Source organism: Proteiniphilum sp. UBA1028 (assembly GCF_002316955.1).
GTDB lineage: Bacteria > Bacteroidota > Bacteroidia > Bacteroidales > Dysgonomonadaceae > Proteiniphilum.
Genome location: NZ_DCEN01000031.1, coordinates 135,504 through 135,724, shown reverse-complemented (window position 1 = coordinate 135,724; position 221 = coordinate 135,504).

Here is a 221-nt window from a genome sequence, read left to right as displayed (position 1 = left end):
CTATTCCGCGGTCAACGATGTCTACAAAAACTCAAATCCATGGATTAAAAAATGCCCACTCTCAGATCAACCATGAACGATTGCACTTTGTGTTTTTCATCAAATAACGTGCGCCGCTCACAGCTCTAAAACGGAGGCTCGTCGTAGTAACCTGCAGCGGGGGGAAACGCATCGGCAGGCAACTCATCCATAAATTCCGGGGGAACACTTTCTTTTGAGTT